This is a genomic window from Streptomyces sp. NPDC045026, from assembly GCF_056432625.1.
Window position 1 is genome coordinate 1 of the sequence record NZ_JBWKIS010000004.1, and the last position, 21,970, is coordinate 21,970.

Genomic DNA, 21,970 nt, shown 5'->3' on the forward strand with positions numbered 1-21,970 from the left:
GAGGCGCCCCCACCCTCAGGTGTTGGATCATGAAGCGCTGCCAGGCGGGAGCCCGAGGCGGACGCGGTCGCAGTGTGCCGACCAGTGACGGTCAGGCAGGCCCTGGCCGATCCGGGAGCAATCCGCCAGACACGGTGCGACTGGGCATGGGCAGGCGGGTCAGGCTGGCTGGCGCCGCCGGGCGGAGGTACCCACCGAGCTACGACATCGTCGTCCCGCTGCTCCCCCACCGTTCAAACAGCGCTGAGCCGCCACAGTAGTCCCCGCGCATTTTGGTGCGGGCGTCGGCCGCGTGCTGGTGTGCGCGGACGATGGTGCAGTCGACCGAGATGTCCCAGTCGACCTCACCCGCGGCGTCGGCTGCCGCCTGGACCTGCTGGAGGAGGTGTTCCCAGGTGCCGTCGGCAGACCACAGACGGTGGCGTTCGTAAACCGTCTTCCACAGCCCGTACCGTTCAGGCAGGTCACGCCAGTGCACCCCGGTCCGCAGGCGATGCAGAATCCCGTCGATCACCTGCCGATGGCCCCCGCCACCTGCCACAACGCCTGCTGCTGACCGGCAGGAACGGCCGCAGCCGTTCCCACTCGGCGCCTGTCAGCTCACCCCGCCCCATGTACACAGCAACGACCTGGAAACGGACTAGTCACATGATCGGCCGGACAGGTCCTAACCGTTTCCCCGGCCGCCCGGCGCTACCGTGGGCCCGGTCCCAGTGACTGTGAGCGGCGAATGAAGGCGGGCCAACGTCTGGTCGTCAGCTCTGAGGGCTCGCGATTCGCCGTCCACTCACGCAGTCCGCACGCGAAGACGACGTTGCCCGGTGTCAGCCCGGTGGCGTGGTCAGCCCGACTGGCGCAGCCCACGCCGACACGCTTCGGCGTGGGCTGCCTGGTCTCGGGGTGGAAGGGTCAGTGTTTGAAGGCGTCCTTGATCTTTGCCCCGGCCTGCTTGATGTTGCCCTTGAGTTGGTCTCCGCGGCCTTCGGCCTGCAGGCTCCGGTTGCCGGTGGCGCGGCCGGTTGTCTTCTTGGCACCGCCCTTCATCGCTTCGGCTTTGTGCGCGATCTTCTTGCCGATACTCATGGGGAACCACCCTGGGTGAGTTGTCTGCTGGACTTCGGTGGGAAAGGCATCCATTGCACCCGCCAGTCGGCGATATGCCTGTGCGGCGGCACGCCTACTGGGCGGCGGATCGGTGCCCGAACAAGTGCCGTTTGCTCCGACGACCACCGTCCAAGGCGGAAGTGCGATCACCGTGGAGTGAGTCGTTCCCCCGCGCATTCGCGTTGTCCGCACGTTGGTCGACCCGGTCGTCGCGGCTGTCTCGCCCTGCAGCGGCCGTATCGCCGCGGGACTGCTTCAGTCCGCGGCGCGAGACGCTGCCTCGGCGAGAAGAGTGGCGGCGCACACCGGTCAAGAGCAGTCAGCCCGAACAGGGCCACCGCTCCCACAACAATGCCGTACAGGAACAGCGTGCCGGTAGAGCCGATCATCTCGTGGCCGAATACCGAGAACCCGCCGGTGAGTTCATGACCGCTGGCGCTGTTGGTGAGGGCACCCGCCACGCCGACGACCACCGCGGCGATGAAGATGATGAGTCCGAGGATGACGATCATGACGCGCTCCGAGGATCTACCCCCTCCTACAGTAGAACCGCACCGTCCACATAGCCACGGTGACGACTCTGCACCCCAGTAGCGAGAATCCGGTCATGATGCGCCTTGTCGAGGTGCCCGCAGTGATCGGCTGGACGGGGCGTGGGGCCTGGGCGGTGGTCAGGCGCTGAGCAGGCGGTTGAAGAAGGACCGGCATTGGCGCAGGGCCAGGCGCAGATCCTCGGTGGCGACCTCCTCGCCGCGGTGCCATTGGCCTTCGAGTCCCTGTTTGTGGTGGCCAGCAGTTGCCGTGAGCCGAACGCGCGGGCGCGATTTCCGTGTTTGTCCTGCCGGTCAGTACTTGGCTCCCGCGCTCCTTCCGGGTCGGCCAGGCGGATCCGCAGCGTGTCCGGCCGAATCCCGGATACTCCGCAGGCGGCGCGGCTCAGTACTCCGCTGGCCGCTTGTTCGGTGATCCAGGACCCGTTCTCGGGCACGCCGAGCGGCAGCAGTCGACCCAGGCCGAGTTGCTGCCGTACGACCCTGGTCCATCCGTCACCCGTCATCGGCTCTCCCACTTCTCTCACCGCGTTCTTTGTTCGTTCGCTGTCGTGATGCGCCCAGACCGCCGGAACTACCCCGTTGCGGCTGCTCATGCCATCTGTTCGGTGGGGCGGTCCCACGCCTCCCGTATCCCTGGAGCAGTGCCGGCCAAACGGACCTAAGGTGGAAAAGCGGGCTGCAGGCTCCTCTTCTGGGAAGGGACGACTGGCTATGACCGATACCGGACAGCAGAACCGGCCCGAGGCCTCCAGCGCGGAATCCACGGGCGAGGGCGCCAGGAAGAACGCCGGCGTGAAGCGCGGCGACCCCGGCACGCGGGGCCAAACCACCATCGCCGATGGTGTGGTCGAGAAGATTGCTGGCATGGCGGCCCGCGATGTGGTCGGTGTCCATGCGATGGGCAGCGGCATCTCCCGGGCCTTCGGGACCGCACGGGAACGTGTGCCCGGCACGACCAAATCCGTCTCGCGCGGAGTCAAGGTCGAAGTCGGCGAGACGCAGACGGCGATCGATCTGGAGATCATCATCGACTACGGCGTCTCGATCACGAATGTGGCCGGCGCCGTGCGAGAGAGCGTGATCTCCGCCGTCGAGTGGATGGCGGGCCTGGAAGTCGTCGAAGTCAACATCGCGGTCAGCGACGTGAAGCTTCCCGACGAGGAGGAAGAAGAAGAGGAAGAGCAGACACGGCTGCGATAGCGGGTCCGATGGAGCACGAAGGAGCGCACGATGAGCATGGCCATGGTGGGCTTGGTTGCCGGGATGGCGCTCGGCTTCGCCGGGTACTTCGGCGGCTTCGGGGCCTTTCTCCTGGTGGCGGCGCTGGGCGCCGTCGGATTCGTCGCCGGGCGGTTCGTGGACGGGGACCTGGAGCTCGGTCACTTCTTCCGGTCCCGCGAGCGCGTCGACCGGCGACGGTGACCGGTGCCCCAGCCAGAGGCCGCCGCTCAGGCCGTGCCCGCAGGCGGGCGCGCTGTGATCCGTGTCGCCGATCGGGCGGCTTGTGAGGCACTGCGCGGATTCAGCGAGTCCGGCACACGCTCAAGGTTCGGTGTCACAGGACAGTGAAGGCGCGGGCTGGGAGGTCGGCCCCGGAGTCACAGGCTCAAACACGCGAACGACTTGCCGCCGGATCTGCCGCGTCTCCGCACTCTGGAGACGTGGCCAGCTATGTCCCTGGAACACGTCCCGCGCACGATTGCGGACACCGAACGCCGCGACGCTGAACAGCGGTACGGCCAGGAGCACCGGCCGCCGGACCCGGGCTGACTCATTGAAATGGGCCTCGACCGCCGCGACCCCGCGTACGTCCACCTCGGCGGCTGCCACATCGCGGGCAAGCGCTCCCGCGGCGTCGACCGGGACCAGGCACTGCGGGCCCTCACTGCCGGCCCGACACCGAACTCGGCGTTCTGGAATGAGAGGCCCGCCCAGCCTGAAGGAAGGGAGGGAGACCGGGCGGGGCTCTGCGGAAATCCTCCGAGACCCACACCCGCACCGCATGCACGGACCGGCCATTCGGGTGCTGTCGGGACCCACAGCACCGCGACCGGTTGTCGCGCCAGCTACTGAATGCGGAGATGCAGGGCGAATCTTGCCCGGCCTACCAGTAATGTCGCCGGCCTCCGACCCCGTGCCCCAGGGCGCCGAGAAGGAAGAAAATGGCTCCGATTGCGACGAGGATGATGCCGATCGTCCACAAGATCGCGATGTTCGCGACGAAGCCGATGACGAGCAAGATAACGCCTAGAATGATCATGGTCACGCCCCTTGGCCGCTTCCGATTCCTCTTTTTTCAGCTGCTCCCACCCAGTCGGGCTCCGCAGCTGTTCAGGCAGTGAGCAGACGGTTGAAGAACGACCGATAGTGGCGCAGAGCCACGCGCAGGTCTTCGGTGTCCGCCCGCTCGCCCCGGCTCCACTGCTCTTCGAGCTCCTGTTTGCGATCGGCGAACGTCGAGGCCAGGGTCTGCATGACGTCCGCGACCAACGCGTCAGCGGAATGCACGGCGTCACGCGGATCGTCCACGAACTTGCTCTGGATCTCTCCCCAGCGTGAGCGGAAGACCTCCTCGTCCTCCGCGCTGAGGAGCTCGGTGGCTTCCTCCTCGGTCGGCGCGTCCGTTTCCGTCTTCTCGTCCGCGGTCTCGGAGTGTTCGGCCGACGCAACGGGGCTGCTCTCGCCGGGGAAGGCAGGAGCCTCGCTCCGCCCTTCTACGGCTTCGTCCTGTGGTCGGTCGGTACGGTCCGGGGTCTGGGCGAGGTCCTCCGTTGACAGCCCGCTCGATCGGTCAGAAGTGCCGTCGCTCTGCATGTCTCCTCCGTCCCTGGCCGCGTGTATGGCCCCATCCAACGAGGGTGAGGTCGTTCAGGCGCGGGCGTGGCGGGCTTGGCCGCCGCCGTTGGAGAGCAACTCGTCGAACAGAGCGCGGTAGTGCACCATGGCGCCCCGTAGCTGCTCGGTGGTCGCCTTATGCTCAGTGCTTTGCGCTTCCATTTCGTGGGCTGCCCGGTAGTGCTCCAGCGTGCGCCCGTGTTCGACCGAGAGATCCTTGAGCTGTTGGTCGAAGTCCTCGGTGGGATAGCCCCGCTCGCGCATCAGAGAAGTCACCAGATGGTCCGCATCGTGCACCGCGTCTTCAGGCCGGTCCACGAACTCTTGCTGGACATTGGTCCAGTCCCGGCTGTATCGGTCCCGGGCGCCACTGTTCAAGGGCTTGATGTCCAGCGAGTCGTGGTGCTTCTCTCGTGCTCTGAGCTCGCTTTCACCAGCCCTGCGACTGTCCGAGTCCTCGATCGTTCGCTCGTACTCCGGACCGAAACGCTCGCGCAGACGGCGACGGCGCACAAGCAGAGAGCCCGCCACTGCGAGCAGCGCTACCACCACCACCACGACGGCAATGATGATCGCCAGAAGTGTCCCATTCAACATGAGGCCGAACCTCCCTCAATGCGCCAATCGTGCTCATTTTAGCTTTTTCTCTCAATGTGAGCGATACATGCCGGTGGTGCGGCATGCGACTGGCAGCAGACAGTGCCACACTCGCCAAGTGCCATGGCATCGGCCGTGCCTGGGGTGTGCGGGCGTACGACAGTCCCGCTCCGCCCAACGTCCCGGGGACGGACAGCCCGGGACGTTATGTGCAGGGTGTGGTGGAACTGACCCGCCGGGCCGGGACGGCACTCACCGCGATGCTGGACGACGTACACGAGGAGACCCTCGAACTCGTCGACGACATTGCCGCGGACAGAGCAGCCGGCCACGGGAGCACGGCCGTGACCGACGCCGTGCGCCGCGGGCGGGTTGGGTGGTGTAAGTGGCGCTCGGCGGGCTGCTCGTTCTCCTCGATACCGGCAGTGTCGGGTGAGACCCCACCAGCGGGGGCCGGCCAGGCACATCCAAGGCAGCCGTGGCCATGGCCACCCTCGCCGTCAGCCGCCGCAAGCAACTCCCCTTCGGCGAGCTCCGCGCCGAACAGGCCGACACCATTCCCGGCAAGCGCGGCTACGTCGGTGGCACTACAGACCCGACCGGCCTCGCCCATCGGCTCCCGCGAATACGACCCCAGTCTGGCCGACGCCGTCGACGAACACGCCCTCTGGGCCAGCCGGGCCGCTTCCAAGAACCCGCGACACGGCTGGTGTTGGAGCAGGATGGTTTCCACGGACGCGAGTGGACCGGACCAACCGGGGGCGAGTTCATAGGTAGGCAGGCCGGTTCCGCGTCCAGTACTGGTGGCTCGGGTACTCGATGTAGCCGGCGTCCCCGCCCTGCTACCAAAAAGCGTGCCGGAGAAACGGCCGCGCGAATAGATCCGCATGGCCGCTGCGGGCTCGGGTGGGTACCCGACAGCTCCCAAGGGCCCCCGCGGGCCTGGCCAGGGACCCCCGAAACCAGAAGGTCGGCCCGTAAGTCTGCGCCGCTAGCGGCCCCCGCCCTGGACCTAGGTACTGCCGAACCGTCCCTGTCCACAACCTCCTAATCAAGGATTCGTTGAGCTCTCCGAACATCCAGCCCATGATCGGAAGGTGCCGTCGTGACCAGTGCTATCTCAGTGGAAGTCCGCTGCATCGACGCCTTCAACGAGCTCAAAACCAGCCGACACATCACCACCGTGCTGTATCGACTCAACGACAACCTGGACACCCTCATCGTGGACTTCGAGGGGAACCTGACTCACGACGAGCTCCTCAAAGCCCTGCCGTCCGATCCACGCCTCGTGGCCTATGCTCTGCACTTCGCCGACCGGGACGGCGGTCGCATACAGGCCATTGTCCTGATCTCCTGGTCGCCACAAGGCATCAGTCCCGAGCAGGGAGCAGCACACGCCGCGGTGTACGTCGCCCTCAGAAATCAGCTTGGCGGCGTCGACCTTTCCGTCGAGGCCATGAGCCAGTCCGACCTGGAGTACAACCGGCTCGTACGCGCCGCCCGGGCGTAGCCCGGCTCCAAGAGGCTCTGCCTGTGCCTGGTAAGCCGATCTCCGCGGCGCTGGCCGCTCGCTGGAGCGATGAGTCCGTGTCGTGACGGGACAGGTGCTGCGGCCTCCCCTCCCCCGGCCCCGCACCCGCTGTACCGGCCGGCAGCCTCGACGACCTGCCCGGTTAACGAGGCTGTAGGTCCGGCCGGTCACGAGACCGCTACGAAAGCGCGGGGTGTCGCGCACACTGTGTGATTGATCTCGACCCCCACCATTTGCCCTCGGCTACACCGGGGTCTGACGTCGGGACCCACTCACATCACGCCGCCTGATCACACTCCCGCGATCCAGTCAGGGCTGGCTTCCTCACGAACGCGCGTGCAACTGTTCTGGATGAGACGGGAGACGTTGTTCATCTGTGAGAACCCGAACTCCTACGCGATCCGGCTGTGCGTCAGGTCCTCGAAGAACCGCATGTACAGGATGGAGCGCTCGCGCTCGGGAAGGTGCTCCAGGCCGGTCTTGGCGGCTTCGCGGTGACGATGTCGTAGGCGCCATCGAGCGCGCCCAGCGCGGTTGGATCACTCCCGGGTACCGGAGACGGGGCAGGCCCCCACCCGACGAGCCCACGCCGGGCGGCCCACTCGGAGTCACTTGTACCGCTCCCCGTCGAGCCGGGTGGCCGCCTGCCGCGTGAGTCTTCGCGCCATCGGCCAGCCTGACTGTAGGTCTTCTCCGGGATGGTGTGCCGGTGCCGCGCTGGCGGCAGGAGCCGTTGCTGTAAGCCTTGTCGGCCGCGACGCTGACAGGCTCCTTGCGTGGGCTGCGCGGCCCGGACCGGGGAACACGGATTCGCTCATGCACCGGCTTGACCTGGGTGCGGTCAGCCCGCTGCCGTGGTGTGACGATCAGGGAGAGCGGGCGGGAGCGGCCGTCGGGCTCAGGTGGAGCGTTGGTGGTGAACCCGCCGCGCGAGCGGCCCAGGCCTTCACCTTCCCGCACCACCTCCACCAGGCCGGGCATGCAGGAACTCGTCGACAACCCTGAGGAGACCGACGACCTGCTCCGCCTCGGCCTGCACCGGCTGCCCATCAGAGAATTCCCGCCGCTTCGCAGCCTGGCCTCGGTCCTGGCCGCCTACGACGGCGCCGCCGAACTCGAACATGGACTCGACATCCTCTTCAACGGACTGACCGCCACCCTGACCCCGGCCCCGTAAGGGCAGCCCGGCCATGCCAGCGGCACCGGGAGGGCCTCTCCGCGGCTTTGGGCGGGCGCCGACGGCCCGCGGATCGGAAGATGGGTACCGGGGCACCGTGCCGTGTAAGCCCCAGGCCACGCCCCTGCATGTCCCGACCGGGGCACGAGAGGAGAAGCCGTGAAAGACCTCGCCAAATCCACGACGACGCAAGAACACGGCCAACAGGACGGGGAGACGCTGCTGGCTCTGTACCTCAATGACCACCTGGCCGGGGCCACGGCCGGGGTGGCGCTCTGCCGCCACCTGGCCGAGGCCGAGCGCTCGGCGCCACACGCGCTCGGCGAGACGCTGGATGATCTGGCTCAAGAGATCGACCAGGACCGTTCCGCCCTCCTGGACATCATGTCCGAGCTGGCCGTCCCGGTGAAGCACTACAAGATCGGCGCCGGCTGGCTCGGCGAGAAACTTGCCCGCCTCATGCCCCACGGCAGCGCACTGGGCCGCACGCGACTGAACACCCTGGTCGAGCTGGAGACCCTGCAATTGGGAGTGGAAGGCAAAGCGTGTCTGTGGCGAGGCCTGGCCATAATCCCCGACCTCGCTGAAGACCTGGCCCGCCAACTGCACAGCCTCCTGGAGCGGGCCGACAGCCAGGCGGCCACCCTGGAGAACCTGCGTGCCCGTGCCGCGGAAGCCGCCTTCGCCCAGGACGCACGCTGAGAAGTCCCTGATCCTGCCGCAGCGGCCGAACCCGGCCTACATTGCCGCCCTATGCCCGACTGAACGTCACCGGACGGTGTCGGGCCACCCTGGCAGGGGCTCGGCCGCCCCCGTCCCGGCTTGCGACGACTCTTTTGCAGCCACACCCAGTCCATGACGCCTCTTGTGTTCGCTCCGCTTTGGTCCAGTCACGTGATTCCGACGGCGTTGACGAAGCTGCCCCTTGGGGAACACGTAGCTGCGCGACTCGACGACGGAACGCGGTGACACACAGGTGGACGACGGTTCGCGTCGTTCGCAGCGGCACAGCAGCCGGGCGGGTCCGGCTCGCGCCCCCGCTCCGGTAGCGGGGCGACGGCGGCGGTATGTCGTGCTGGGGAGCCGGCCCGCCCGCGGGGAGGAATGCTTGAGGTGCCGCCGCAACACAGCGCCGCTTCGGCAGCACAACCACATCCACCACAAGAGGCCGCACGTGTGGATCTCACCCCACAGGGCACCCGGTGCCACAGTAGTCACGCACAATGTCCACACGGAGTGGAATCCGATGACCGCACAGGCCCAGTCAGCACCGGCTCCGTCGCGCCCGCCCCGCTTGCTCACGCCGCCCGGCGTGTACGCACCGCAGAGTGACACCCAGATACTCGTCCAAGCGCTGCACGGGGAGAACATAGGGCCCACCACCGGTGTGCTGGATCTGGGGACAGGCAGCGGAGCGCTCGCCATCCAGGCCGCGCGCATGGGAGCCCGTGTGACCGCTGTCGACATCTCGTGGCGTGCTGTGTGGGCCGCGCGTCTCAACGCGCGCCTGTCACGGCATCACGTCACCGTCCGCCGCGGAGACCTGGCCAGCGCGCTCCAAGGTCGCTCATTCGACATCATCGTCAGCAATCCGCCGTACGTGCCCTGCCCTTCGATCGGCCTGCCGTGTCGCGGCAAGGCACGCTCGTGGGACGCGGGACCCGACGGACGTGCCTTGGTGGACCGTATCTGTGACGCCACCCCCGCAGCCTTGCGGCCGGGCGGAGTCCTGCTGCTCGTGCAGTCGGCACTGTCCGGCACCGAGGCCACACTCGAGCGGCTCGCCGGCACAGGACTCCACCCTGTAGTCGTCGATCGAGCCCGCATCCCCTTCGGTCCGGTCCTGCGCTCCCGGACGGCATGGCTGCGTCGCCGAGGACTTGTGGGCGAGGAGAGCTGGGAAGAGCTGGTGGTCATCCGTGCCGAGAAGTTCTGAACGCGCACGCCACGTCACCGTCGATCCTGACGGCCCCTTGCTGGTGGAGGGCCCCGTAGAAGTAGTAGTTGACGACGGCACCGTATTCGTCTCGCAACGCTTCACCGTCGCGATCTGCACGTGCCAGCGAAGCCGTAACTACCCGTGGTGCGACACCAGCCACCGGCGCCGCACGAAACCCCAGACCGACCACGCACGCCCGCCCGCATCGGACTCCGAGGCCTGAGGAAGGACCCCCTCATGCATCCGGACGGCCAGGAGCCACGCGGTCACAGCCCCCCACTCCCCCAGCCCCGGGGCGAATTGTCGACCGCAGTCCTCAAAGCGCTCGGCGGCGCCGCCACGGCGCCACTGCCGCTTGCATTGCCGCGCACCGTCGACCCATACGGAGACGATCTCCAGCTCGCTCTCTACGTTCTCTACGAGCTGCATTACCAGGGCTTCGACGGCGTCAGCGACGAACACGAGTGGAATCCGGAGCTGCTCGCCCTGCGCGGTCTGCTCGAACAGCGCTTCCTCGACGCGCTGCGCACGGACGTGCCGCCACGGACCGATGCCGACGAGGCCCTTGCCCCGCTTCTGGTGGAACCCGTCGGTCACGACGAGTCGAGCGTCAGCCACTACCTGCAGAGGGACGGCACGTTGGAGCAGCTCAGGGAGTACGCGGCCGTGCGCTCCCTCTATCACCTAAAGGAAGCCGACCCCCACGCCTGGGTCCTCCCCCGTCTGCACGGCCGCGCCAAAGCCGCCATGGTGGCCGTCGAGTTCGACGAGTTCGGCGCGGGACACCCGGAGGACATCCACGCCCAGCTCTTCGCCGACCTCATGACGGACCTCGGCCTGCGCACCGCCTACGGGCACTATGTCGAAACGGCTCCAGCGGAAGCCCTGGCCACCGTCAACGTCATGTCTCTGTTCGGCCTCCACCGTGCTCTGCGCGGAGCCCTGGTCGGGCACTTCGCCGCTGTCGAAGTAACGTCGCCCCCCAGCTCGCGGCGACTGGCCTCGGCCCTGCGGCGTACCGGCGCGGGACCGGCCGCGGCCCGCTTCTACGACGAGCACGTGGAGGCCGACGCGGTCCACGAACAGGTAGTGCGTCGCGATGTCATCGGCGGGCTGAGAGCAAGCGAACCCATGCTCGAGCCAGACATCGCCTTCGGCGTCCAAGCCACCGTCCTCCTGGAAGAACACCTCGGACGACAGCTCTTGGAAGCCTGGCGCGATCAGCGCAGCGCGCTACGCATGCCGCTATAGCAGCTGTCCTGCGCCTGCCGAAGATAGGACCGGCTCTGGCTGGCCGCCCTCTCCGACCTGATATCCCGTCGCCGCCGGCGCGAGATCTTCCCCGTCACGCCTGGCACGCTGCTGGCCCGGCATCGCAGGTTCATCGCGGCGAAGTGGGACCACAGAGCCCGGCGCACCCGCACAGGACGCCCGCCGACCAGGGCGGCGCTCAAGAAGCCACGGCGAGCTGACCCCACTCGGGCCCCCAATCGCCGCGTCCACGGTCTGGGAGTTCCTGCACGCTGCAGGCATCGACCCGCCCCGCGCCATACCGGCCCGGCCTGGAGGGAGTCCCTCACCAACCAGGCCCAGGGCATCAACGCCGTCGACATCCTCCATCTCGACACCCCCGTCGGACACAGGCAGTACCCGACGGCGTTCCTCGAACACCGCACCAGGCGCATGCACATCACCGGCGTCACCGCACACCCCTGGGTGGTGCAGCAGGCCCGGAACCTTGCCATCGACCTGGGCACACGCAGGGAGTTCCTGTGCTTCCTGCTGCGTGACCGCGACGGCAAGTACGGGCAGACCTCCAACGCCGTCTTCGAGGCCGAGGGGATGGAGATCCTCATGAGCGCGCCGCAGACCCCTCGGATGAACGCCCACTACGAGCGGGTGATCGGCAGCATCCGGCGCGAGGTCCTCGACCATGTCCTCACCACGAACAAGGCCCACGCCCGACAGGTCCTGGCCGCCTACGAACGGCACTACAACAAGCACCGCCCCCACCGGGCCCGCAACCAACTACCGCCAGGCACCGACCAACAGCCCATCGCCGTGCACGCACTCGAAGGCAGCAGACTCCTGCGCACCCGCGTCCTTGGCAGCGTCATCAACGAGTACCGCTATGCCGCTTGACCTGCAGCGACGACTTTCCGAGCCCCCACAGGATGTCAGACGCCTTCTGGTCGCCACTTGCTCGTCCGCCCTTGTTCGTCGGCGTTGTCACGCAGCTCGACACTCACTGGCGCTAAGACCGTGTCCTACATGGCTAGTTGGCGAAAGCGTTTGTAGCAGCACAGTGCGGCTGACAGCCCGAGAAAGGCCAGGTAGTTGGAAGACATCTTGAACGCGGGCCCTATGGCGGGTCAGAACGCGTGTCGGGCGGCCCGCAACCGCAGACTCCCCACGATCAGGGATCTCGGACCTCCCCATGGAGGTTGCCCGCTCACCTGGCTGGACGTCCACGTCCGAGTCGCGTCTGAGGCCTGCCGCTGGATGGGGCCCGGCTGCTGTGCGCAGCAGGGCCCCATCCACATCCGGGCTCTTCTCAGGGGGCGTTGTCGAGCGCCTTGAGGCTCGCTGTGGCCTGGTCGGAGCGGAGGGGCAGGAATGCCTGCTGCCCGCCGACCGTCTCCTGGCCCTGCTTGCTGAGGATGAAGCGGGTGAGTTCTTCCATGACGGGGTCCAGCTGCTTGCCCGGCCGCTTGTTGACGTTCAGGTACGTGAGGCGGCTCAGCGGGTAGGCGGCCGAGGCGACGTTTTCGTAAGTGGGGGCGTAGGCCGGGCCGTTGGCGTCACGGCTGAGGGAGAGCACCTTGACCGGCTGGTCGACGTAGGCCATGCCGGTGTAGCCGATGGCGTACGGGTCGTCCTTGACGTCCTTGGCGATGTTGAAGACCGTCTTCTCCCAGTGCACGTTCGGGTCGGCCGCGGTGGAGCCGCTTGCCGCTCCAGGGCGCCACTCGCCCCGTTTGCCGTCACTGTTGAGGACCCGCTGCCGTACGAACTCCTCGAACCCGTTCCACGGCTGGATGCCGACGATGTGGATCGGCTTGTCGGCCCACTCACCCGTGGCGCCGAGGTCCCCCCAGGTCTTGGCGGCAGCCCCGCCACGGTTGCGGGTGGTGGACAGGGCGGCGTCGAGCTGTGCGAAGGAGAGCTTGTCGATCGGGTTGTCCTTGTTGACGATGAACCCGACGGAGTCCAGGAAGCCGTAGTGCCGGTAACTGCCGCCGGAGATGGGGATGCTCAGCGGGTCGTAGCCGAAGGCGTCGTGGAACCCCTGGATGTCGGTGGGCTTCAGCTCGCGGGAGACGAAGGCACAGTCGAGGTTGCCCTTGATCAGTTCGAGGGCACCGAGGCTGCCCGCGTAGGGCGGGTTCACTGCGATGTGGACTTTGGGGTATCGCTTCTCGAACTCCTTGATCCACCTCTTGGAGAGGTCGGCGAGGACGTCGGAGGCGCCGCATTCGTAGTCTCCGTGCAGGGAGTTCTTCGGCTTGGCGCGGTAGTTCGCGAGCGAGGCGTCGAGGGTGGGCTGCAGGAGCTCGGGGGCGGGGAGAGGGCGGCCGTGGGCCTGGTTGTACGCATCCTGCTCGTCGGTCTGCGGGGTCACCGGTTTCTGCGGAGCGATGGCCCAACCGGTCAGATGCTCGGCCGAGTTGTCGGAGCTGGCCACGCTGGTGAGGGTGCCCGCCGTCGCGAGCGTGGCGGCGATGGCCAGTGCGGTCACTGTACGAACTGTGCGTCTCATGAATGCTCTCCCGAAGCGGATCCATCCGGGCGGCCGAGCGATGCGGGGAATGGGCCGGTGAGCCCGCAGTACGCTCGCGACCGAAGGCTGGGGATTGGTGGGCTGGGGGACAGGGATGCGGTGGTGCTGCGGTGTCGAACGGGACGATAGGTTCGGGCCTCCGCGCGGGTCCACGCCGGTGCGGGAAATTCCCCTAGGTCGTCTTTCTGCTCGTTCTGCGCGTCCGTACGGTCTCTGCCCAGGCGCGCGGTCGTACGACTTGGGCCGACTCCGACGGCGTTCTGCTAGGGAGTGGGGAGGTGCCAGAGCTTGGCGCAGAAGGATTTGCCCGGTCCCGGGAACGGTTCCGCTACTAAGGCGTGTCGCGAAAGTCGATCTTGGTCGTGGAATGATCACGCGCTGTGGCGCGTGGAGATCTGACGGACGAGCAGTGGGCCAGGCTGAAGCTGTTGTTGCCGAAGGGCAAGAAGCCTGGCCGGCCGCCGATATGGCCGAGGCGGAAGTTGATCGACGGCATACGGTGGCGGACGCGGACCGGGACGCCCTGGCGGGATGTGCCCGAGCGGTAAGGGCCGTGGGATCGGGTCTACGACCTGTTCCGGCGCCGCCAGCGCGATGGCACGTGGAAGCGAGTCTTCACCGAACTGCAGGCCCAGGCGGACGCGAAGGACCTGATCACCTGGGATGTCAGTGTCGACTCGACGGTGCGCCGGGCCCACCAGCACGCCGCTGGAGCGGTCAAAAGGGGGATCTTCAGAAGGAGCCGCCCCGCGGCGTTGAGGTCGAGCCGGACGACCACGGTCTCGGGCGCTCGCGAGGTGGGCTGACCACCAAGGTCCACCTCGCGGTCGAGCAGGGGCAGAAGCCCATGTCGATTGTGATCACGGCCGGGCAGCGCGGGGATTCCCCGCAGTTCGGACCGGTCCTGGAGAAGATCCGGGTGCCACGGCAGGGGCTGGGGCGTCCACGCAAGCGGCCGGACAGAGTGCGGGCCGACAAGGCGTACGGCTCCCGGAAGAACCGTGCCTACCTGCGCCGACGTGGGATCCGGTGCACGATCCCGGAGAAGAAGGACCAGGTCCGCAACCGTAAGAAGCTCGGCTCCCGCGGCGGTCGGCCGCCGAAGTTCGACAAGGCCGATTACCGCGATTGGCACGCGGTCGAATGCGGGATCAATCGCCTCAAGCGCCACCGGGCCGTGGCCACGAGATACGACAAACTCGCCGTCCGCTACGAAGCAACCGTGCTGGTCGCGGCCATCAATGAGTGGCTGTGACCCCATGGCCGCACCAGTCTTCAGGTAACCCTTTGCCGAGGAACCGATAGGCCAGCTAAGTTCTCCCAGCCGTCCATGTTGATCCGGACCGGCGCTGTCGACGAGGAGGTGTGGAGCACATGCACAGGAGTGCCCAGCAGTTGAGCCCGCGTACTGACCTTTGCCACCTCCTCACGACGGAGACACCTTGTCGTTTCGCATCACCCCACTGACCGACCCTGCTCGCGGGGCACACAGCCGACGCCTTGCATGGTTGGCGTCTGACGCCGATTCCATCCCCGTCGGGACGGCCTTTCTGCGCCTGTTCGATGGCGGACAAGCGCACCTGGCCGAACTGACCCTCCACGTTCATCCCGTGGAGCGCCGCAAGGGCGTCGGCTCCCGGCTCCTCGACACGGCCGTGGCCGCCGCCCGGGACAACGCCCGACGCTGCGTCAGCGTGCAGGCCCAGGCCGGATCGCCCGGCGACCACTTCCTGCCGGCCCGCGGCTTCCGCAAGGTCCTCACCTTGAGGTTCGCCCGCTTGCCACTGGCCGACGTGGACGCCATCGCCCTCGCCGAGATTATCGAGCGTCCGCATCCCGGCTACCGGCTGACGTCATGGCAGGGAACCGTCCCTGACACCCTCGCCCAGACGTTTGCCGCCTCACGCCGGGCCATGGACGACATGCCCATGGACGACACCGACTACGGCACCGTGGCCTGGGACGTGGACCGGGTCCGGGCTGCGGCGAAGGCCGTCGAACAGCGCGGCGACCAGTTGCACACCGTCGTCGCCATCGACACCTGCGATGACTCGATCGTCGGGTTCACCGAACTCGTCGTCCCCGGCAATGGCACGGGTGATGGCCAGCACTACGGCACCGGCGTCCTGCCCGAGCACCGCGGACACGGTCTCGGCCGATGGATGAAGGCTGAGTCGATCCGACAAGCCCACGGGCGCTATCCAGACCTCGGCGGCCTCCTGACCGACACTGCCGACAGCAACACGCACATGAGACGCATCAGCGACAGCCTCGGCTACGTGCCCACGCACACGACACTGCAGTATCAGCGCGACCTGTAGAGACGAGCGGACGGGCCGGACCTGGGCATCACCTCGTCCGGCCCGTCGGCACTTTCACAACACGCCCTAGTCAACAGAGGGTCTGACCAGCGACTCGAAACGGTTGACGACCCATCAGAACGAGCGTCAAGACGCCTCGAAGAGCGTCATTTCAGCGTCAAGATATCGCCCGTAACACCCACAAAGCACATAGTGCATACCCGGCGAAACCACAGGTCAGCAACCTTTCTCCGCAGGCTCCAGAATCGCCACGCACTCCACATGATGCGTCATCGGGAAACTGTCGAGGTGCCGATTCCGCCCATGCGCGGACAGGGCTACGGCGGACACGCACCGTCCCGAATCCAGTCCGCCACAGGTACCCGGGCGGGCACCCTGCCCGTCCAGGGCCATCGGCCCGGGCCGACCAATCGGATTCCAGGAGTCCGGATCGCGGCATCACTCAGTGGGCCACGACCCGCAGAAATCACGCCAACCGCCCACCGATAGGACCCAGCGGCGGGGGACGCCTCCAACCCACAGGACAAGGCCAGCAGCCAGCGGGCCAAGATCCTGACTATTCCCGGAGCAGCAGTTCCTATCGCGCGACTCCACCGCTTCACCGGCAGCAATAGAGATCACTGGGGTTGTTGAGTGTCTCCAACCACACCGCTCACAGGCATGCCCGGTCACGACCGCCGGAGCCCCTGGGTGCCCTATCTCGACCTCAGCCATGCCAGGGGTTAGCAATGAGGTGATCGGCCCCCACTGGCGACGACGCCCAGGCACACTGAACCCCTGACCGCGGGGACACGAGAGTGGCCTGACGCCCCATCAGAAAGGTCAGCATTGGGTCAGCATTAGGTTTGCTAAACCTGCTCACACAAGATCACACCCTGCACTCCAGGCCCCTCCCCACGCACCGGGAGGGAGGATCTCGGCACAGCATTTGATCAACCCCCTCCGGCAGCGAGCTCTACGCTGACAGCGCCCCGGTCCGCTCGGGGATCCGCGCAGATCAGCGCACCCTCCCCCGCCGCTTCAGGGGTACTGAAGGGAGTTCGGGGGCAGGCAGCCGGCCCCCGTCGAACCCCTTGACCTCGCCGAAGCGAGTGCCAGTCATCCAGTCCGAACGCGCTTGTGCGATATCCTCGTTCGACCGTCCGATGAAGTTCCACCACATGACCAGTTCCTCGTCGAACGGCTCGCCGCCGAGGAGCATCAGGGACGCGTCCGACCCGGCGCGCAGGGGGAGTTCGGTGCGGCCGCAGCCCAGGTAGAGCATGGAACCGGGCAGGACAGGGACGCCGTCGACATTGGCATCGCCCGACATGGACAGGACCGCGTACTCGAAGTCCGGTTCGAGGGGGATGCTCAGATCCGCGCCGCGCGTGAGCGTGAGGTCCGCCCCGACGATCGGCGTGTACGTCGTGCCCGGTGACCGGGCACCGTCGAGCTCGCCGAGGATCAGGGTCGCGCTGAGGCCGGGGGCCGTGACCGTGGGCAGGTCGGCATGGTGCTCGAAGTGGGGGTCGGTGTGGCGGTGGCTATCGGGCAGGGCGACCCACAGCTGCGCGCCGTGCAGAAAGCGGGCGTGCGGGAGCGGGCTCTCCTCGGAGTGGCTGATGGCCCGGCCGGACGTCATGAGTCCCAGTTCGCGGGGCCTGATCGTCTGGAGGCTGCCCGTGGAGTCGCGGTGCAGGACCTCCCCCTCGTGCAGCCAGCTCACCGTCTGCAGGCCCATGTGGGGGTGGGGCGGCACCTGCATACCGGGTTCGTCGGCGATGTCGTCGGGCCCGTAGTGATCGACGAAGGCCCACGCGCCGACCATGCGGCGGCCGAGGTTCGGAAGCAGCCTGCGGACCTCGGTGGACTCGCCGAGCTTCACGCGCCGGGGCGAGAGGAGTTCACGTACGGGCTCCGCCACGACGAAGCCGCGGCCGCCGCACACGGTTGGTACGGCCTCGCGATCAAGATTGCTCATGCCTCACAACCTAGCCCCGCGCAAGCCGTCCCGTCAGGCACGCCTACGGGTGGATCCATGCGCTCACCAGGACGGAATATGCGCCGGGTCCGTGCCGTTGACAGCGGTCGAGGAGGCACCAGTGGTGAACACGACCGACTACTACACGCAGGGCACCCCCGCGGAGCGCTGGGAGCGCGCCCGGCAGTTCTTCGACGCCAAGGAGTACACGCTCGCGGCGCAGATTCTCGACGACCTGGTCGCCGAGATCCCCGAGCAGGTGGCGGCGCGGCTGCTGCTGGCCCGCGCGTACTACCACTCGGCCCAGCTGGGCCGCGCCGAGGCCGAGCTGCGCACCGTCGTGGAGCGCGATCCGGTCGAGCACTACGCCCGCCTGATGCTGGGCCGCACCCTGGAGCGCCAGGGCCGCCACGAGGAGGCGGGACCCCATCTGCGGATGGCGGCCGCGTTCGCGGGCGACTTCGGTGACGCCTGAGACGGACGGCCAGGTTCGGGGCTTCAGCGATACGGCCGAGGGCGGCGCTTGAGCGATACGGCCGGGGAGGGCACGGCGCCCCGGCCGTACGGCCGGGGCCGGTCGGCCCCGCCCCGGCTCCGCTGATCTGCGGCTCCGCTAGCCTGGCAGGACGATGAGCAACCGTTTCGAGACGTCATGGGGCGAGTTCGACCTCGCCCGCTTCCCTGAGGATTCCCACGACCCGCTGCGCGCGTGGGATGCCGCGGACGAGTACCTGCTGCGGCATCTCGCCGACAGCGCCACCGATCTTTCGGGGTCGGTGGTCGTGATCGGCGACCGGTGGGGCGCCCTCGCCACCGCCCTGGCCGGGCACTGTGACCGGCCGACCGTGATCTCCGACTCGTACCTCGGGCAGCGCGCGACCCGCGCCAATCTCGACCGGGCCGGCTTCGACGACACCGCAGTACGCCTGCTGACCACCCAGGACACCCCGCCGGAGCGCGTGGACGTCCTGCTCGTACGCGTCCCCAAGAGCCTGGCGCTGCTCGAGGACCAGCTGCACCGCATCGCGCCCGCCGTCCACGACGACACCGTGGTGATCGGGACGGGCATGGTCAAGGAGATCCACACCTCGACGCTGAAGCTGTTCGAGCGGATCATCGGCCCGACCCGCACGTCGCTCGCCGAGAAGAAGGCGCGGCTCATCTTCACCACGCCGCTCCCGGCGCTCGCGCGACCGCGGAACCCGTGGCCGCACACGTACGCCCTGCCCGACGGTGTCGGCCCCGTGTCGGGCCGCACCGTCACCAATCACGCCGGTGTGTTCTGCGCCGAGCGCCTCGACATCGGCACCCGGTTCCTGCTCCAGCACCTGCCCCGCAGCGAGGGCGCCGAGCGCGTCGTGGACCTGGGCTGCGGCAACGGCGTCGTCGGTACGGCGATGGCGCTGGAGAACCCGCGCGCCGAGATCGTCTTCACGGACGAGTCGTTCCAGGCGGTGGCGTCGGCCGAGGCGACCTACCGGGCGAACATCGACCCCTCGGAACACCCCGAGGCGAGGGCGGAGTTCCTCGTGGGTGACGGTCTCGCGGAGTTGCCCGCAGGCAGCGCGGACCTGGTCCTGAACAATCCGCCGTTCCACTCGCACCAGGCGACGACCGCCGCCACGGCCATGCGGATGTTCGCCGACGCGCGCGACGCGCTGCGTCCGGGCGGTGAGTTGTGGGTCATCGGCAATCGCCACCTCGGCTACCACGTGAAGCTGCGGCGCCTGTTCGGCAACAGTGAACTCATCGCCAGCGACCCGAAGTTCGTGGTCCTGCGCGCCGTCAAGAAGGAGCGCCAGCCGCGTTCATAGGCGGGCCGAGCACCAGGAGGGGGGGACGCGCGGGCATGGCGCGCGTCCTCCTGTCGCCCAACACATCGAGGACAGGACCGAACCCGTGACCAGCCGCGTCACCTTGATCTCAGCCGCCACGAGCCGGTCGCTGCGGGAGGCCCAATTCGATGACGGGTGTTCGCTCGACGCGAGCGCCGCGGCTCGGACCCGGGCGGCGGCCGACTCCCTGCCCGCGGCCGAGCGGCTGCTCGTCTCCCCCACGGTGCGCTGCCAGGAGACGGCGACGGCCCTCGGACTCGTCGCCGTCGAAGCCCCGGAGCTGGCCGGGCTCGACGTGGGCCGTTGGCGGGGCCTGACGCTCGACGAGGTGAGTGCCGAGGACCCGGCCGGCATCGCCCGCTGGCTCTCCGACCCCGGCGCCGCGCCACACGGCGGGGAGTCCGTACGTGCCCTGCGCGACCGGGTCGCGCGCTGGCTGGACGCTTCGGCGGAGGTCGACGGCCGGACGCTCGCCGTCGTGGAGCCGGAGGTGGTGAGGGCGGTGGCCGTCACGATCCTCGACGCGCCCGGATCGGCGTTCTGGCGGCTCGACGTACCGCCCCTGACCGCGACCGATGTCAGCGGGCGCTCCGGGCGCTGGAACATTCGGCTCGGGCGGACGCTCGGGACGCCGGAGGACGGCGCCGGGAGCTGACCCTCCGTAGACCCCTACTCGCTCCTGCTCGCCCCTACTGGCTCGGGGGTGAGCAGCATTCTGCGCCAACTGCCTCCGGCGACCCGCCCGTTGATGCCCGATGCTGCAGGAGCAGTGCCGCGAGCGCACACCGCAGGCAGTCGCTGTCCGTCGCTCCCACGGGTTCGCCCGCCTCGCCGTCCGGACCCTCGCTCCCCCGTCGGTCCCGCGGGCCGTGGCACCCGTGCGACGGGCAGCCGACCAGTGACTCGATCTCCCTCAGCAGCTCCTCGCTCTCCTTCGCCCGCTGCGCCAGGACTCGTACACGCGCGCTCTGACCGCCGATCTGCCGTCTGCTGGCGATCAGTTGCTCGTATTCCTCCAGGGTCAGCGCGACCGCCTCGCGGCCGCCGAGTGTGATGTGCCGCGGCTGGGGGTGTCTGGCCACGCGGGTCTCCGCCCTCGGAAGAAAGCGAGAGGGCCGACCGGATGGTTCCGGCGGCCCTCTGCGCTTGATCGCCTGTCTGGGTCCGGGCTTGTGGCGCGGTTCTCTCAGTGGGGTACGGGAGTCGCCTCGCCGGACGGGACCGCTCTGGCGCGCGGGGCGAGCTGGCGCTGCGCCAACTCACCGAAGAGCAGGCCGAATCCGGTCCACAGGGTGAGCTGGATGGCGAGGGCCGAGGTGCGGAACCGCCACAGCAGCGTGGCAGGGAAGTCCTTCGGCACCTCGTTGATGACCGGCAGGAACGCGTACGCGAGCCCGATCGCGAGGACGAAGAACGCGACCGCGGCCACGGTGGCGTACCAGGTGCCCAGGCGGGGAGCGAGCCGTTTCCCGATGATCACCGCCGCGACGGCGAGGAGCACGCTGAGCAGCATCATCAGGAAGTACAGCGTCGTGCGCTTGCTGATGGTGCCGGGATCGCCGACGGACGGCGGGTTGGCGGGGTACTTCAGGAACGGCACGACGTACACGGCGAGCAGGGCCGTACCGGAGAGCAGGAGTGCCGTGGCCCGGGGTGCGAAGCGGCCGACGCGGCCGAGCGCGAAGCAGTACGCGAGGGCGGCTATGCCGCCGAAGGCGACGCCGTAGAGCAGGATGCCGGTGGCGAGGCCGCCGGTGGACTGCATGCTGCGGCTGACGAGTTCGACCTCGTGATGGTGCGCGGGTGCGTGGGCCTCCTCGTAGCCGATGGCGCTGTCGACGCTGGGTTCGCCGAGGAGATAGGCGACGACCAATGCGAGCAGACCGGCACCCAGGCCGGCGACCATGCCGCGTACGAGGAGGTTTCTCACTGTTGCAGAGTTCATGAGCTTTGCGGCGTCCCTCGTCAGTGGCAGGGGAAGCCGAGCAGGTGGCGGGCGTCGTGCACCCATTCATGAACGCCCTCGCCGGAGACGACGGCCGTGGCGCCCTGTTCGGCGCCGACGAAGTAGAGCAGGACCAGCATCAGGATGCCGAAGAAGAGCGCCCAGGGGGCAATCGCCTTCAGGGGCAGCTTTGCCGGAAGAACGGGGGTGGTGGCTGTCGGCTGAGCGACGGTCTGCGCCATGGCAGGACCTCCTCTGGGAGTTCGCGTCCCATCTCGGTGGTGCACAAGTACGACAGCTGCGGGTCTGACTCGCGAGCTCCTTGCCCGGCCGGGCGAGTAGCTCGTCTCACAGTGGCGCGACCGTGCCGGATTCCCACCGGCTTCCG

24 protein-coding genes and 3 pseudogenes are annotated in these 21,970 nt (G+C 68.1%); 15 read left to right on the plus strand and 12 right to left on the minus strand.

Going from position 1 to position 21,970, the window contains the following annotated elements:
* Positions 1-271: 271 nt before the first annotated feature.
* The 3 genes and pseudogenes from AC07EJ_RS10525 to AC07EJ_RS10535 form a co-directional block, all read right to left on the minus strand.
* A pseudogene (locus AC07EJ_RS10525) lies at positions 272-614 on the minus strand (IS5 family transposase); the annotation flags it as partial.
* A gap of 295 nt (positions 615-909) precedes the next feature.
* A complete protein-coding gene (locus AC07EJ_RS10530) occupies positions 910-1,083 on the minus strand; it encodes a CsbD family protein (protein WP_383890971.1) in 174 nt (57 codons plus the stop codon).
* Positions 1,084-1,250: 167 nt separating this feature from the next.
* On the minus strand, positions 1,251-1,616 hold the full coding sequence (locus AC07EJ_RS10535) for a hypothetical protein (RefSeq protein WP_478884056.1): 366 nt from the start codon (positions 1,614-1,616) through the stop codon (positions 1,251-1,253).
* 753 nt (positions 1,617-2,369) lie between these two features.
* Here AC07EJ_RS10535 and AC07EJ_RS10540 point away from each other — a divergent pair.
* The 3 genes from AC07EJ_RS10540 to AC07EJ_RS10550 all read left to right on the plus strand — a co-directional run bounded on the left by AC07EJ_RS10540 (position 2,370) and on the right by AC07EJ_RS10550 (position 3,731).
* The gene (locus tag AC07EJ_RS10540) at positions 2,370-2,858 is read left to right on the plus strand and encodes an Asp23/Gls24 family envelope stress response protein (protein ID WP_389489107.1); all 489 of its coding nucleotides are present in this window, start codon (positions 2,370-2,372) and stop codon (positions 2,856-2,858) included.
* 30 nt (positions 2,859-2,888) lie between these two features.
* Positions 2,889-3,080: a hypothetical protein gene (locus AC07EJ_RS10545; RefSeq protein ID WP_389489109.1), complete on the plus strand. Its 192-nt coding sequence runs from the start codon at positions 2,889-2,891 to the stop codon at positions 3,078-3,080.
* Positions 3,081-3,437: 357 nt separating this feature from the next.
* A complete protein-coding gene (locus tag AC07EJ_RS10550; protein WP_389489111.1) occupies positions 3,438-3,731 on the plus strand; it encodes a DUF6233 domain-containing protein in 294 nt (97 codons plus the stop codon).
* A 31-nt stretch (positions 3,732-3,762) separates the two neighbouring features.
* Here the strand turns inward: AC07EJ_RS10550 and AC07EJ_RS10555 are convergent, their stop codons facing one another.
* The 3 genes from AC07EJ_RS10555 to AC07EJ_RS10565 form a co-directional block, all read right to left on the minus strand.
* A complete protein-coding gene (locus tag AC07EJ_RS10555) occupies positions 3,763-3,918 on the minus strand; it encodes a DUF6131 family protein (protein WP_383891451.1) in 156 nt (51 codons plus the stop codon).
* 71 nt (positions 3,919-3,989) lie between these two features.
* Positions 3,990-4,472, minus strand: coding sequence for a hypothetical protein (locus AC07EJ_RS10560; RefSeq protein WP_389489113.1), 483 nt, complete (start codon positions 4,470-4,472; stop codon positions 3,990-3,992).
* A gap of 54 nt (positions 4,473-4,526) precedes the next feature.
* Entirely contained in the window at positions 4,527-5,090 is a 564-nt protein-coding gene (locus AC07EJ_RS10565) for a hypothetical protein (RefSeq protein ID WP_478884057.1), read from the minus strand.
* 1,105 nt (positions 5,091-6,195) lie between these two features.
* On the opposite strand from AC07EJ_RS10565, the gene AC07EJ_RS10570 reads away from it, so the two are divergent.
* Positions 6,196-6,600, plus strand: coding sequence for a cofilin family protein (locus tag AC07EJ_RS10570; protein ID WP_389484666.1), 405 nt, complete (start codon positions 6,196-6,198; stop codon positions 6,598-6,600).
* 311 nt (positions 6,601-6,911) lie between these two features.
* Here AC07EJ_RS10570 and AC07EJ_RS10575 read toward each other — a convergent pair.
* A pseudogene (locus AC07EJ_RS10575) lies at positions 6,912-7,150 on the minus strand (sigma factor-like helix-turn-helix DNA-binding protein); the annotation flags it as partial.
* A 450-nt stretch (positions 7,151-7,600) separates the two neighbouring features.
* On the opposite strand from AC07EJ_RS10575, the gene AC07EJ_RS10580 reads away from it, so the two are divergent.
* The 6 genes from AC07EJ_RS10580 to AC07EJ_RS10605 all read left to right on the plus strand — a co-directional run bounded on the left by AC07EJ_RS10580 (position 7,601) and on the right by AC07EJ_RS10605 (position 11,879).
* Complete coding sequence (locus tag AC07EJ_RS10580; RefSeq protein ID WP_389484664.1) at positions 7,601-7,798, plus strand: hypothetical protein; 198 nt, start codon at positions 7,601-7,603, stop codon at positions 7,796-7,798.
* 159 nt (positions 7,799-7,957) lie between these two features.
* Positions 7,958-8,500 carry a hypothetical protein gene (locus tag AC07EJ_RS10585; protein WP_389484662.1) on the plus strand — a complete coding sequence of 181 codons (543 nt, stop codon included), beginning with the start codon at positions 7,958-7,960 and terminating at the stop codon, positions 8,498-8,500.
* 544 nt (positions 8,501-9,044) lie between these two features.
* Positions 9,045-9,734 (plus strand): HemK2/MTQ2 family protein methyltransferase, encoded by a 690-nt coding sequence (locus AC07EJ_RS10590; RefSeq protein ID WP_389484657.1) that lies wholly within the window; start codon positions 9,045-9,047, stop codon positions 9,732-9,734.
* Between the two features lie 43 nt (positions 9,735-9,777).
* A complete protein-coding gene (locus tag AC07EJ_RS10595; protein WP_393581668.1) occupies positions 9,778-9,960 on the plus strand; it encodes a CDGSH iron-sulfur domain-containing protein in 183 nt (60 codons plus the stop codon).
* Between the two features lie 14 nt (positions 9,961-9,974).
* Positions 9,975-10,988, plus strand: coding sequence for an iron-containing redox enzyme family protein (locus AC07EJ_RS10600; protein ID WP_389484653.1), 1,014 nt, complete (start codon positions 9,975-9,977; stop codon positions 10,986-10,988).
* Positions 10,989-11,420: 432 nt separating this feature from the next.
* Entirely contained in the window at positions 11,421-11,879 is a 459-nt protein-coding gene (locus tag AC07EJ_RS10605) for an integrase core domain-containing protein (protein WP_478884058.1), read from the plus strand.
* Between the two features lie 412 nt (positions 11,880-12,291).
* Here AC07EJ_RS10605 and AC07EJ_RS10610 read toward each other — a convergent pair whose 3' ends face one another.
* Positions 12,292-13,476, minus strand: coding sequence for a PstS family phosphate ABC transporter substrate-binding protein (locus AC07EJ_RS10610; RefSeq protein WP_478884059.1), 1,185 nt, complete (start codon positions 13,474-13,476; stop codon positions 12,292-12,294).
* A 422-nt stretch (positions 13,477-13,898) separates the two neighbouring features.
* On the opposite strand from AC07EJ_RS10610, the pseudogene AC07EJ_RS10615 reads away from it, so the two are divergent.
* Positions 13,899-14,773 (plus strand): annotated as a pseudogene (locus tag AC07EJ_RS10615) (IS5 family transposase).
* 187 nt (positions 14,774-14,960) lie between these two features.
* Positions 14,961-15,839, plus strand: coding sequence for a GNAT family N-acetyltransferase (locus AC07EJ_RS10620; protein ID WP_389484647.1), 879 nt, complete (start codon positions 14,961-14,963; stop codon positions 15,837-15,839).
* Between the two features lie 997 nt (positions 15,840-16,836).
* Here AC07EJ_RS10620 and AC07EJ_RS10625 read toward each other — a convergent pair.
* Entirely contained in the window at positions 16,837-17,802 is a 966-nt protein-coding gene (locus AC07EJ_RS10625) for a pirin family protein (RefSeq protein ID WP_478884060.1), read from the minus strand.
* A 121-nt stretch (positions 17,803-17,923) separates the two neighbouring features.
* On the opposite strand from AC07EJ_RS10625, the gene AC07EJ_RS10630 reads away from it, so the two are divergent.
* The 3 genes from AC07EJ_RS10630 to AC07EJ_RS10640 all read left to right on the plus strand — a co-directional run bounded on the left by AC07EJ_RS10630 (position 17,924) and on the right by AC07EJ_RS10640 (position 20,292).
* A complete protein-coding gene (locus AC07EJ_RS10630) occupies positions 17,924-18,277 on the plus strand; it encodes a tetratricopeptide repeat protein (RefSeq protein ID WP_389484643.1) in 354 nt (117 codons plus the stop codon).
* Between the two features lie 154 nt (positions 18,278-18,431).
* Complete coding sequence (locus tag AC07EJ_RS10635; protein ID WP_389484639.1) at positions 18,432-19,616, plus strand: methyltransferase; 1,185 nt, start codon at positions 18,432-18,434, stop codon at positions 19,614-19,616.
* 85 nt (positions 19,617-19,701) lie between these two features.
* A complete protein-coding gene (locus AC07EJ_RS10640; protein WP_478884061.1) occupies positions 19,702-20,292 on the plus strand; it encodes a histidine phosphatase family protein in 591 nt (196 codons plus the stop codon).
* 34 nt (positions 20,293-20,326) lie between these two features.
* On the opposite strand, the gene AC07EJ_RS10645 is transcribed toward AC07EJ_RS10640, so the two are convergent.
* The 3 genes from AC07EJ_RS10645 to AC07EJ_RS10655 all read right to left on the minus strand — a co-directional run bounded on the left by AC07EJ_RS10645 (position 20,327) and on the right by AC07EJ_RS10655 (position 21,824).
* Positions 20,327-20,719, minus strand: a complete 393-nt coding sequence (locus AC07EJ_RS10645) for a hypothetical protein (protein ID WP_389484634.1) — start codon at positions 20,717-20,719, stop codon at positions 20,327-20,329.
* A 104-nt stretch (positions 20,720-20,823) separates the two neighbouring features.
* Positions 20,824-21,582: a CbtA family protein gene (locus AC07EJ_RS10650; protein ID WP_393581493.1), complete on the minus strand. Its 759-nt coding sequence runs from the start codon at positions 21,580-21,582 to the stop codon at positions 20,824-20,826.
* A 20-nt stretch (positions 21,583-21,602) separates the two neighbouring features.
* Complete coding sequence (locus AC07EJ_RS10655) at positions 21,603-21,824, minus strand: CbtB domain-containing protein (RefSeq protein WP_389484628.1); 222 nt, start codon at positions 21,822-21,824, stop codon at positions 21,603-21,605.
* Between the last annotated feature and the right edge of the window lie 146 nt (positions 21,825-21,970).

Excerpts from the sequence above, each read along its gene's own strand:
- AC07EJ_RS10530 (WP_383890971.1), bottom strand. The coding sequence starts at position 1,083 with ATGAGTATCGGCAAGAAGATCGCGCACAAAGCCGAAGCGATGAAGGGC.
- AC07EJ_RS10535 (WP_478884056.1), bottom strand. The coding sequence starts at position 1,616 with ATGATCGTCATCCTCGGACTCATCATCTTCATCGCCGCGGTGGTCGTC.
- AC07EJ_RS10540 (WP_389489107.1), top strand. The coding sequence starts at position 2,370 with ATGACCGATACCGGACAGCAGAACCGGCCCGAGGCCTCCAGCGCGGAA.
- AC07EJ_RS10545 (WP_389489109.1), top strand. The coding sequence starts at position 2,889 with ATGAGCATGGCCATGGTGGGCTTGGTTGCCGGGATGGCGCTCGGCTTC.
- AC07EJ_RS10550 (WP_389489111.1), top strand. The coding sequence starts at position 3,438 with ATGGGCCTCGACCGCCGCGACCCCGCGTACGTCCACCTCGGCGGCTGC.
- AC07EJ_RS10555 (WP_383891451.1), bottom strand. The coding sequence starts at position 3,918 with ATGATCATTCTAGGCGTTATCTTGCTCGTCATCGGCTTCGTCGCGAAC.
- AC07EJ_RS10560 (WP_389489113.1), bottom strand. The coding sequence starts at position 4,472 with ATGCAGAGCGACGGCACTTCTGACCGATCGAGCGGGCTGTCAACGGAG.
- AC07EJ_RS10565 (WP_478884057.1), bottom strand. The coding sequence starts at position 5,090 with ATGTTGAATGGGACACTTCTGGCGATCATCATTGCCGTCGTGGTGGTG.
- AC07EJ_RS10580 (WP_389484664.1), top strand. The coding sequence starts at position 7,601 with ATGCAGGAACTCGTCGACAACCCTGAGGAGACCGACGACCTGCTCCGC.
- AC07EJ_RS10590 (WP_389484657.1), top strand. The coding sequence starts at position 9,045 with ATGACCGCACAGGCCCAGTCAGCACCGGCTCCGTCGCGCCCGCCCCGC.
- AC07EJ_RS10600 (WP_389484653.1), top strand. The coding sequence starts at position 9,975 with ATGCATCCGGACGGCCAGGAGCCACGCGGTCACAGCCCCCCACTCCCC.
- AC07EJ_RS10605 (WP_478884058.1), top strand. The coding sequence starts at position 11,421 with ATGCACATCACCGGCGTCACCGCACACCCCTGGGTGGTGCAGCAGGCC.
- AC07EJ_RS10625 (WP_478884060.1), bottom strand. The coding sequence starts at position 17,802 with ATGAGCAATCTTGATCGCGAGGCCGTACCAACCGTGTGCGGCGGCCGC.
- AC07EJ_RS10635 (WP_389484639.1), top strand. The coding sequence starts at position 18,432 with ATGAGCAACCGTTTCGAGACGTCATGGGGCGAGTTCGACCTCGCCCGC.
- AC07EJ_RS10650 (WP_393581493.1), bottom strand. The coding sequence starts at position 21,582 with ATGAACTCTGCAACAGTGAGAAACCTCCTCGTACGCGGCATGGTCGCC.
- AC07EJ_RS10655 (WP_389484628.1), bottom strand. The coding sequence starts at position 21,824 with ATGGCGCAGACCGTCGCTCAGCCGACAGCCACCACCCCCGTTCTTCCG.